The 10,658-nt window shown below is 58.6% G+C and carries 10 protein-coding genes; 5 read left to right on the forward strand and 5 right to left on the reverse strand.

What is annotated here, in order from left to right; all coding sequences use genetic code 11:
* On the reverse strand, positions 1–1,106 hold a 1,106-nt coding region (locus A1355_RS19565), incomplete at its 3' end, for a 2-isopropylmalate synthase (RefSeq protein ID WP_064030976.1).
* A gap of 159 nt (positions 1,107–1,265) precedes the next feature.
* Here A1355_RS19565 and A1355_RS19570 point away from each other — a divergent pair.
* Complete coding sequence (locus A1355_RS19570; protein ID WP_064030967.1) at positions 1,266–1,739, forward strand: Lrp/AsnC family transcriptional regulator; 474 nt, start codon at positions 1,266–1,268, stop codon at positions 1,737–1,739.
* A gap of 17 nt (positions 1,740–1,756) precedes the next feature.
* Here A1355_RS19570 and A1355_RS19575 read toward each other — a convergent pair whose 3' ends face one another.
* The 3 genes from A1355_RS19575 to rluD are packed head-to-tail and all read right to left on the reverse strand — an operon-like array spanning position 1,757 to position 4,285.
* A complete protein-coding gene (locus A1355_RS19575) occupies positions 1,757–2,629 on the reverse strand; it encodes a ZIP family metal transporter (protein ID WP_064030968.1) in 873 nt (290 codons plus the stop codon).
* Complete coding sequence (pgeF, locus tag A1355_RS19580; protein WP_064030969.1) at positions 2,626–3,354, reverse strand: peptidoglycan editing factor PgeF; 729 nt, start codon at positions 3,352–3,354, stop codon at positions 2,626–2,628. Before pgeF ends, A1355_RS19575 begins: the two co-directional genes overlap by 4 nt.
* Complete coding sequence (gene rluD, locus A1355_RS19585) at positions 3,335–4,285, reverse strand: 23S rRNA pseudouridine(1911/1915/1917) synthase RluD (protein ID WP_064030970.1); 951 nt, start codon at positions 4,283–4,285, stop codon at positions 3,335–3,337. Before rluD ends, pgeF begins: the two co-directional genes overlap by 20 nt.
* An 82-nt stretch (positions 4,286–4,367) precedes the next feature.
* On the opposite strand from rluD, the gene A1355_RS19590 reads away from it, so the two are divergent.
* From A1355_RS19590 to A1355_RS19605, 3 genes are all read left to right on the forward strand, one after another.
* Positions 4,368–5,210 (forward strand): outer membrane protein assembly factor BamD, encoded by an 843-nt coding sequence (locus A1355_RS19590; RefSeq protein WP_064030971.1) that lies wholly within the window; start codon positions 4,368–4,370, stop codon positions 5,208–5,210.
* A gap of 12 nt (positions 5,211–5,222) precedes the next feature.
* Positions 5,223–6,443: a hypothetical protein gene (locus tag A1355_RS19595; RefSeq protein WP_231883734.1), complete on the forward strand. Its 1,221-nt coding sequence runs from the start codon at positions 5,223–5,225 to the stop codon at positions 6,441–6,443.
* Positions 6,444–6,652: 209 nt separating this feature from the next.
* Positions 6,653–7,207 (forward strand): DUF2058 domain-containing protein, encoded by a 555-nt coding sequence (locus tag A1355_RS19605; RefSeq protein ID WP_064030974.1) that lies wholly within the window; start codon positions 6,653–6,655, stop codon positions 7,205–7,207.
* 4 nt (positions 7,208–7,211) lie between these two features.
* Here the strand turns inward: A1355_RS19605 and A1355_RS19610 are convergent, their stop codons facing one another.
* Positions 7,212–8,177: a helix-turn-helix transcriptional regulator gene (locus A1355_RS19610; RefSeq protein WP_064030975.1), complete on the reverse strand. Its 966-nt coding sequence runs from the start codon at positions 8,175–8,177 to the stop codon at positions 7,212–7,214.
* 263 nt (positions 8,178–8,440) lie between these two features.
* Between A1355_RS19610 and A1355_RS19615 the strand changes: the two genes are divergently transcribed.
* Positions 8,441–10,420 carry a TonB-dependent receptor gene (locus tag A1355_RS19615; RefSeq protein WP_082885657.1) on the forward strand — a complete coding sequence of 660 codons (1,980 nt, stop codon included), beginning with the start codon at positions 8,441–8,443 and terminating at the stop codon, positions 10,418–10,420.
* Positions 10,421–10,658: the final 238 nt, after the last annotated feature.

Below are 10,658 nucleotides of genomic sequence, written 5' to 3' on the forward strand. Positions count from 1 at the left end.
CGGCCGACGTCGGCCGGATCGAACGGCAGATACGGCACGTTCCAGTAAGCATCCGCCGTTCGCGCGGCAAAGCCCTTGTTGATCGCGTCCTGATGCGAACCGGAAAACGCTGTGAACACCAAGTCGCCGGCGTAAGGCTGGCGCGGCGGCACCGTCAAACCGGTACAAGCTTCGAAACTACGCGCGACGGCGTCGATGTCGGAAAAATCCAGGCCCGGCGCGATGCCCTGAGTGTACAAATTCAAGGCCAAGGTCACCAAGTCGACGTTGCCGGTACGCTCGCCGTTGCCGAACAAGCAGCCTTCGACCCGTTCGGCGCCGGCCATCAAGGCCAGTTCGGCGGCGGCCACCGCGGTACCTCGGTCGTTGTGCGGATGCACGCTCAGCACCACGCTGTCGCGACGGGCGATGCGGCGGTGCATCCATTCGATCTGGTCGGCGTAGACGTTCGGCGTTGCGTTTTCCACTGAAGACGGCAGGTTCAAAATGATCTGGTTATCCGGCGTCGCGCCCCAGGCTTCGACGACGGCGTCGGCCACCGCCAGCGCGTAATCCAGTTCGGTCGCGGTGAAGGTCTCCAGGCTATATTGCAAGCGCCAGTCGGTGTCGGGTTGCGCGGCGGTCAACTCCTTGACCAAGTGAACCGAATCGACCGCCATCGCCAGCACTTGGGCCTTGCTCATGCCCAATACCAGCTCGCGGAACGGTTGCGAGGTGGCGTTAACGATATGCACGATGGCGCTGCGAGCGCCGTGCAAGCTTTCGACGGTGCGGCGCAACAACGGCGCGCGGGCGTGACTGAGCACTTCTATCGTCACGTCGTCGGGAATTCGGTTTTCGGTAATCAGTTGGCGGACGAAGTCGAAATCGGTCTGCGACGCCGACGGAAACGCCACTTCGATTTGCTTGAAGCCGATACCGCACAAGGTCTCGAACAAACGGAGTTTACGTTCCGCGTTCATCGGCTCGAACAAGGCCTGATTGCCGTCGCGCAGATCGGTGCTCATCCAAATCGGCGGCCGGGTAATGACGCAGTTGGGCCATTGCCGGTCCGGCAAGACTACCGGCGGGAAGGGTCGGTACTTTAAAGAAGGGTTGCTTAGCATCGCTGGTCTCCTGTGTTTCGGTTGGCGATACGATAGGCCAAGCCGACGCGCAGGCGATTGCGTCGTTAGTCTTGACTAAGCGATAAATTGGAGGAATATTGCCAATTTAGTTTCATATATTTAAATTAATTGCGCACTTTTAATGCTGAGCGGAATTTCATGGAATTAGATCGTTACGACCGACAAATATTGACCATCCTGCAAAGCGATGGCCGGATCAGCAATCAGGAATTGGCCGACCGCATCGGCCTATCGCCGTCGCCGTGTCTGCGCCGGGTGCGGGTGCTGGAAGAAGCGGGGCTAATCCTAGGCTACCGGGCGATTTTGGACGCGAAGGCCTTGGGCTTGAGTCTAACCGTCTTGGTCCAGATTTCGATGGACCGACATACCCCGGAGCGATTCGCCACCTTCGAGGCGGCGGTCGCCGAGATCCCGGAAGTCATGGAATGCCTGCTGATTACCGGCCAGGCCGCCGATTACCAGCTCAAGGTCGCGGTCAAGGACTTGGACGCTTACCAGGAGTTGCTGCTGAAACGCATCACCGGCATTCCCGGCGTCAGCGGCGTGCATTCCAGTTTCGTGTTGCGCCGGGTGGTGGACAAAACCGCGTTTGCGTTGAGTCCAGCTGCTTAAAACGACCGGCTCGACCGCTAATCCGCGCGTTCCGAACTCGTTGCAAGCGGATGGGCGACTATTTTCGCTTCGTAGCGGTGAGCGATGTTTTGCATCGTCAAAATCAACACCACGCCGGCCAGGATGAAGCCGATTTGCTGCAGCGATGCCTTGCTGTCGGTCTTGCGATGCAGCGACGGAATCAGATCGGCCACCGCAATGTAGATAAAACTGGAGGCCGCCAGGGTTAGGAAATACGGCAGGATGTGATGCAGATCGCCCAGGCTGAAATAAGCCAGTATCCCGCCGATTACGGTAGTCAGGCTGGCGAGCATGTTGTAGAACAAGGCTTTGCGGCGAGTGTAGCCGCTGTGCAGCAGGATGGCGAAGTCGCCGACTTCCTGGGGAATTTCGTGAGCGGCCACGGCCAGGCTGGTGACGATGCCCAACTGGGGATCGGTCAGAAACGCCGCGCCGATCAAAACCCCATCGACGAAATTGTGGATGCCGTCGCCCAAGATGATGAACATCCCGGCTACCCGACGGCCGTGATCTTCGCCGGCCGGATGACCGTGTTCGTGGTGGTCGTGCGAATCTTCGCCGTGCGCTTCGCAGGCATGGGAATGACAGTGGCGCCACACCAACAGCTTTTCCAACGTAAAAAAGCCGAGGATGCCGGCCAGAATGGTGGCGGACAATCCGGCAATGTCTTGCCGCGCCACGTCCTCGAAAGCATGCGGAATCAGGCCGCAGAATGCGCCGGTCAACAGGGCGCCGATCGCGAAACTGATGCCGTGCGGCAGCACTTGCTGACGCGCGCGTTCCGGCAACAGCAAGAACACGCTGGCGGCCAACACGCTGAGCACGCCGCCGATGGCGGTAAAAATCACGATCAACAGCAGCGTGTTCAAACTTCTCTCCAAATCAGACTGGCCATCCGGCCGGTCGCGGCGCCGTCGCGGCGGTAGGAATAAAACCGGCCGGCATCGGCGTAGGTGCAATAGTCGCCGCCGTAGACTCGGCCGACGCCCAGCGCCGCCAGTTGCCGGCGAGCCAGTTGGTAAATATCCGCCAACCATTTGCCGGTGCCGCATTCGGCAAAGGCCACGGCGCTGCCGTTGTCTTCAGCTAAAAAGGTGTCGCGGACGTCGTTGCCGACCTCGAAATGCGCCGGCCCGATCGCCGGACCCAGCCAAACCGTGACGTCCGAGCAGTCCATCGCCGCCAGCGTTTGTTTGACGACGCCGGCCCGCAGCCCCCGCCAGCCGGCATGGGCGGCAGCGATGACCCGGCCGCCGTCGCCGCAAAACAACACCGGCAGGCAGTCGGCGGTCAACACCGCGCAGACGGTGGCGGCACGCTTGGTGAAGCTGGCGTCGGCTTCCGGCACGCCATCGACTTGATCGGCCTTGACCACGGCCACGCCGTGAACCTGTTGCAACCAGACCGGCTCGGCCGGTAAGGCCAACATATCGCGGATGATCGCGCGATTAGCGGCGACCGCGCCCGGATCGTCGCCGACATGGCTGGCCGGATTTAGGCTGGCATAGCCGCCGACACTGACCCCGCCGCTCCGCAGCGTAACGGCGGCGCGCACTCCAACCGGCAGCGGCCAATCAGGCTTGATCCAGCTCATTCTCGGCCAATAGCTTCAGCAGATTTTGCATATCGTCCGGCATCGCCACGGACCATTCGCAATACTCGCCGGTTTCCGGATGTTCCAGGCCTAGCTTGGCGGCGTGCAAGGCTTGGCGCTTGAAGCGGCGCAGCGCTTCGGCCAAGTCCGGATTGCATTCGGCCGGCATTTGGAAGCGCCCGCCGTAAATTTGGTCGCCGACCAACGGGTAATTGATGTGCGCCATGTGTACCCGAATCTGATGGGTGCGGCCGGTTTCCAGTTTGACCCGAATCAACGTGTGGCGCTTGAAGCGTTGCTCGAGACGGTAATGCGTGATCGCTTCCTTGCCGTCGCGCCGCACTGCGTTGCGCTTGCGCTCGACCGGATGACGCCCGATCGGTTCGTCGACGGTGCCGCCGGCGGTCATCCAACCCTTTACCAACGCCAGATATTCGCGCTCTATGCTGCGTTCCTGCAATTGCTCGACCAGACTGTTATGGGCTTGCAAGGTTTTGGCGATCATCAGCAAGCCGCTGGTGTCCTTGTCGATGCGATGCACGATGCCGGCACGCGGCAGCACGGCCAGGTTAGGTTCGTGGTGCAGCAAGGCGTTGACCAGCGTGCCGCTCCAGTTGCCGACCGCCGGATGCACGACCAGTCCCGCCGGTTTGTTGACGATCAGCAACGAGTCGTCTTCGTGAACGATGTCCAACGGAATGTCTTCGGCGTTGTCTTCGATGACGATCTCGGCTTCGGCATCCAGCTCGACTTCCTCGCCGCCGTCCAGCTTTTCCCGCCCCTTCAGCACCTCGCCGTCCACCAGCACCCTGCCGGCCTTGATCCAGGTTTGCAATTTGCTGCGCGAGTAATCCGGAAAAATCTCCGCCAGACACTGGTCCAAGCGCATACCCGCCAGTTCTTCGGGAACTCTAGCCGTCAATATCGTCATAGTCGTTTTTAAGTTATACTCGCGGCATTAGGCCGCCAAAAGCTGCAAAAAACCTGCAATATTACAACGTGTTGATAAACGCATGCGACTTCTTTTAGTAAAAACCGTTTTTGTCGCCGCCCTGGTCGGTTCGCTGCCGGGCTGCGAGACGCTGGAAGCCTTCTCGAGTAACAAGGATAAATCGCAGGAAGAAGAATACGCCGGCTGGGACGATAAAACCTTCCACGAAAAAGCCAAGGAAGCGCTGGACAACAAGAATTACCAAAAAGCCGTGACCTTGTACGAGGCACTGGAAGCCCGTTATCCGTTCGGCGATTACGCCGCGCAGGCCCAGCTCAACGTCGCTTACGCCTATTACAAGAACGACGATCCGGAAGCGGCGATCGCGGCGGCGGACCGCTTCATCAAGATACACCCGCGCAATCCGCATGTCGATTACGCCTATTATCTGAAAGGCCTGATCAACTATAACCGGGGGATCGGCTTCATCGACCGCTTTTTGCCGACCGATTCGTCGCAGCGCGATCCCGGCAACGCCAAGGATGCCTACGATAATTTTCAGGAATTGATCCGCCGCTTTCCCAACAGTCAATATGTCGATGACGCCAAACTGCGGATGGTGGCCTTGCGCAACAACATGGCGATGTACGAAATCCACGTCGCCGACTTTTACATGCGCCGCAAGGCTTACGTCGCCGCGGTCAATCGCGCCAACCACGTCGTCAAGGAATTCCAACGCACGCCGGCGGTACCGTTCGCGCTGCAGATCATGCAGGACGGCTACCGGAAACTCGGCATGGACGATCTGGCCGCCGACGCCGAACGCGTGTACCAAATGAACTATCCCAACGGCGCGCCGGTCGCCAATTACAAAGAGTTGAGCACGATGGAGCAAGTCTGGGACTCGCTGGGCCTGGACAAGTAAGCGATTCAGCGATTGGCCCGCTTACCTAAAACCACCCTCCCCGTTCTGCTCTGGCTCGGTTGCTGTCACACGGCCGCATTGGCCGCTCAGCCGCTGTTTCAAAACCGTTTCTTCACGCTGTCGCAGGGTAACGAGTTGTTATGCGCGACCAGCGAGCAACAATTCCTGCCGATCGACCGGCTGGCCGAGGCTATCCAGTTTTACGAAGCCGGACATCCCGATTTGCGCGGCCAAGCCGTGGCGGTGTTGACCGACCACAAAAACCCGGAACGTCTGGACGATTTAAGCGACTACCGCGCGGCCTGCGCCGGCCAGCCCGGCGGCGACTTGTGCGTGTTGGAGAAGTACTGGGGCGACCGCGAAGCGGCGGCGCGCGCGCTGGCGCTGTTTTACGACACCAAGACTGTCGTCAAGCACGCCGAAGATCCCAATTATTTGATCAAACCGTTTAGCGCCGATCATCTGCGGATTTTCGAGAAAGCCGTCCGTAAGATTCCGGCATTTTTGCGGCACACGATTACCAAGGCCAAGCCTGTCGAAAAACTCGAACAGGAAATCGCCGATCAGCCGGCGGCGATGCAAGCCTTGATCCGCGACGCCTACCAGGAAGATTACGACACCAGCATCTGGCAAGCCGACCACACCCATCCCTTGACCTTGGTGCCGGGCATTGGCTTTCGTTCGCAAACGGTGGCGCAAGTGTTCAGCGGCCAGAATCTGATCGTATTCACGGTCAAGGCCTTCGACAACGGCAAGGAAGGCTCGGTCTACCGCGACATCGGCGTAGAATATCTGGTGGATTTTCGATTGCCTATCGTGGTCCACGAAATCGCCCATACCATCGATAATTTTCATTTCTGGAACGGCGAGGACGATCTGTATTTTTTTTATAAATACCGCAAGATTTCCAACGACGCACAAACCCTAAAAATCATCGCCGACGCCAAATTGGCGCTGTGGCCGTCGAAATGGTTCGAAGCCTTCGAATTTCTGGCCGAGGTCAACGACGGCCGTTACGACGGCAACGTCCAGGAAAAACTGGCGGAACTGGTCGCCCAATACATACTGATTCCGGAACGCCTGCAACAAAGCGCGCCGGCCGCCTACCTATGGTTGCGCGGCGACGTGTTTCGCGGCATCGAATATCAAGGCTACGATCGCTGCCCTACTCCGTTGACCAAGCCGATTTCCTGGTGGCAGCGTTATGCCAGCGGCAAGCTGCTGGGACGGTGACAGTCTGGTATGCTTGCCCCTCGACCAAGCCGGCGACTTAGGATGTACGCCTATCTCCGGGAGGCTGTTATCGGCTGTATATCGGAAAAAAGACAAACGCGACAACTATCGAAACGCTCCGGCTTGGCAGGACGACTTCCGCGGCGAGTCGAGCGACGGCGAGCGATACCTGATGCCGCCGGATTTAATTAACGAAGACGCCTGACACGATGAAAAAACCGCAACTCAATCCGCTGCAAGCCCAACTGCTGAAATCCGGCCTGGCCAACGACGCCAAGGCTCGCGAGGTGAAGGCCGAGAAACGCAAGCAAGACAAACTGAAACGCAACAACGGCGTGGAAATCGTCGACGAGATCAAGCTGAGCGCCGAACAGCAACGGCAACAGCAAATCGAGCGCGATCGGGAACTGAACCGCCAACGTAAAATGGCCGAAGAACAAAAAGCGCTGGCCGCCCAGATCAGACAAATCGTCGAAATGAACCGTATCGCTCAACAAGCGGACGGCGTGGCGTACAACTTTACCGACGACGGCAAGGTGAAGTCGGTGTATGTCTCCGACAAAGTGCGGACGGCTCTGGTGAACGGCCGGGCCGGCATTGTCCGCGCGGACAATCGCTACGAGATCGTGCCGGCCGAGGTCGCCCGAAAAATACAGACCAGAGACGCCGGCCCTATCGTGGTTTTGAACCAAGCCACTCAGGACTTGCCGGCGGAGGACGATCCTTACGCCGCGTATCAAATCCCCGACGACTTGCTGTGGTGAAACCTTAATCGCGTCTGGCGATGCGTTTGGGCGGATAACCGAAATAGCGAGTGAAAGCGGTACTGAAATTACTGGCGTGGTGATAGCCGACCAACTCCGCAATCAAGCCGATGGGCTGACGGCCCGCCTCCAGCAAACGGTGCGCTTCGCGCATCCGAATCTCCAGTAACATGCCGTAGGGCGTCGTTTCGAAATAGCGATGGAACAATTGCTTGAGCTTGCAGGGATTGGTGGCTAGCCGACGCGCCAGCTCCTCGACGGTCGGCGGATCGACAAATTCGGCGTACAAAATATCACGCGCCTGATGGGCGATTTCCCGATCGCGGTGGCCCCCTCCCCCAACGTCTGGGGCTTCGCCAAACAAATGATCCAATTCGGCCGCGAGTATCGCCAAAGCCTGACCGTGCCGAAACATGGATTTGGCGGGCGAAGACACCGGGCAACGCAATAAGGCCTGCGCCGCGGTCAGGCCGGCGCTCGAAATCGGCCTGAAGCTGACTTGCCGGGTACGAGCGGCCGGCTCGAACAAGGTCGGCAGCTTGTCCGCGCCGAAGGCCTGAGCCAACCAAGGCATGTTAACCGCGAAACGCAATTGGGTGACCACTTGATCCGCCGCGTATTCCCTGACGCCTTCGGAGGCGTTAAAAATCGTCACCGACGTATAACCTTCGCGAAAGACAATACTTTCGCCCTGCGTGGGGGTATAGCGCGACTGCCCTTCCAGCGCCAAAGTCACCACCATGCGCGGCTCCGCCGCGTCGGTACGCGCCCAAACCGCAAGATCGCGGCTGGGCCGGTAGCGGGTTTCGATGTAATTCAACGCGGGCGCCAAGGAATAAACGCTGGAGACGCCTAGCCCGAGATTGTCCGGCAATCGGCTGAGCGCGCAGTTGTCCTCCGCCGAAAAATCGGCCGGCAAATCCTGGCTATCGATACGCCAGCAAGCGGAAGAGTGGGCGTTGCGGTTCATAAGGCAATTGCACAGTGGGCTAATTCCGAGCAAAAGCAATTTATACGCCATTGCGTCCACGACCCGAGCTCGCCGAGAAATTCACCCAATGCAGCGAGGAACATATTAATATCTATGTTATATAACTCAATTTATTATTTAAATCGCGCCATATCCCGGCTTAATTAAAGAGTTCGTTTTTAATATAAAAAAAGCCGTTTTGCATAAAATAGATTTCAATTTGCCGAATATATTGGGAGCTTGTTTTTTGTTTGGAACACGCCATGCCTACTCCCGCCATTCTTCGCAAAACCCTGTTTTTAGCACTTAGCCAATCGCTAATCAGCACGGCGACAATCGCCGATCAGAAGCCAGAGGAATTAACCGGCACCGAGGTCATCGCCGACCCCATCATCGAAGAGAATCATGTCGACGAGTTTTCCAACGTGTCGGCGGTCACTACCGAAGACCAGATTCGCGACCAGAACGCCGTCGACCTGGCTTCTGCGCTAAAGCGCACGCCGGGCGTGCAGATTTCGCGCTACAACCCGGTCGGCGCGTTCGGCGGCGATCAGGGCGGCGCGGTGGCAATCCGCGGCCAAGGCGCCGGCCGTCCCGGTAGCGAGATCAAGACCTACATCGACGACATCCCGATGTATATGGCGACCTGGAACCACCCCTTGCTGGATTTGCTGCCGGTCAACGGCATGCATTCGATCACGGTCTATAAAGGCCCGCAGCCGCATATCAACGGCAACAACTTCGGTTCGATCAATCTGCGGACCAAGACTGCGGTCGAAGACGGATTGCACGGTAGCGGTCGTTTGTCGGGCGGTTTTTTCGGCACCATCATCGAACAGGCCGACGTACAGGGCAAATACGGCGACTTCGACTTTTCGGTGGCGCAAGGCTACGCCAAGTCGGACGGCAACCGCCAAAACGGCTACGGCGAATTGCGCAATGTACTGGGCAAGGCCGGCTATCAATTCAACGCCAACTGGCGCTCGGACGTGACCTTTTTATACGCCGACAACCGCGCCGGCGATCCCGGTCAATACGGGGTGACACCGCCGATCGGCGAATACGACACCGTGGCCGGCATGGTGGCCGCCAGCCTCAGCCATCAGCACGGCAGTTGGCAGGGCAAATTCACGCTGTACCATAACGGCGGCGACGGCAATTGGCTGAACCAGGGGGTTTACTGGGCCGGCTGGACCGGCGCGGCATTCGCGTCCGCGCCGCGCGCCCGCTCCAATTTGTTGTCGCAATACAGCATGGACGGCTTCCGCTGGAAGGAGCAATTTTCGCCTTGGCAGGGCGCTACATTGCTGGCCGGCATCGACAACGAATGGCTGAACGGCAAGATCAATAACTTGATTCCGGGTTCGGACGAGCAAATTTATCAGTTCACGACGCCAACCTTCCGACTGACCACGCCTTACGTCGCACTTAGCCACGATCTGGTGCTGAACAAGGAATGGACCTTGGTACCTTCGGTCGGCGTGCGCTTTTACGACCACAGCCACTATGCCTCCAAGGTTTCGCCGCATGCCGGCTTGTCGTTGGTCTCCGAGAACTTGACCTTGTTCGGCAACGTATCCAACGGCGTCAATTATCCGGGCATCGACGCCGCCGCCAATTCCGGCGCGCTGGCTAACGTGCCGTTCTTCAGCTTCTCGCCGCAAGGCTGGCAAGGCTTGGCGCCGGAAAGCGTCGATCACGCCGAAGTCGGCTTGAAGGCATCGCCTTTCAAGTCCACCCAAATCGATTTAAGCTTTTTTATCGACAACGTCAAAAACCGCTACGTGTTCGACGTCAGCCAAGGCGCTTATCTGAACTATGGCGCCTATTGGATGCGCGGCTTGGAAGCCTCGATCAAACAGGAATTGATCGCCGACTGGAGCTTGTTCGCCGGCTTAACCTTGCTGAACCCGAGCATCGAAAACTTACCCTACACGCCGGAGCAAGCGGTCACCGCCGGCATCAACGGCCCGATCGGACCGTTGCGCTTCTCCTTCGATTTACAATACCAATCGCGGACCTGGGCGCTGAATCGTAGCCGTAACATCAGCGACGTGAACACCCAGCGCGTCGAAGCGTTCACGGTCGCCAATACTCGGCTGGCGCTGCCCATCTCCGAGCTGGGCAAAAAGGGCGAAGTGTTCGTCAGCGTCGAAAACTTGTTCGACAAACGCTACGTCTATCGTCCCGGCTATGAAATGCCGGGCATCTGGGGCCAAGTCGGCATCGCCGCCAGCTTTTGATCGCTAAGTCGGCAAGGGCGGCCGCTCGCCGCCCTTCAGCGCGTTCCCGCCCGTCGAGCCGGATATCCGTCGATGCCTGGATTCAACCGTAATAACCACCACAACCTGATTCGATGACCGCAACCACCGGATTTTTCATACGCCCTGCTTCGCTAGCGACAGCGTTGACCCTCGCATTGACGGCGCCGAACGCCGGCGCCGATCAAGCCTTGTTGATTCGCGCCGCGCGGATTTTCGA

The organism is Methylomonas koyamae (assembly GCF_001644025.1).
GTDB classification, from domain to species: Bacteria; Pseudomonadota; Gammaproteobacteria; order Methylococcales; family Methylomonadaceae; genus Methylomonas; species Methylomonas koyamae_A.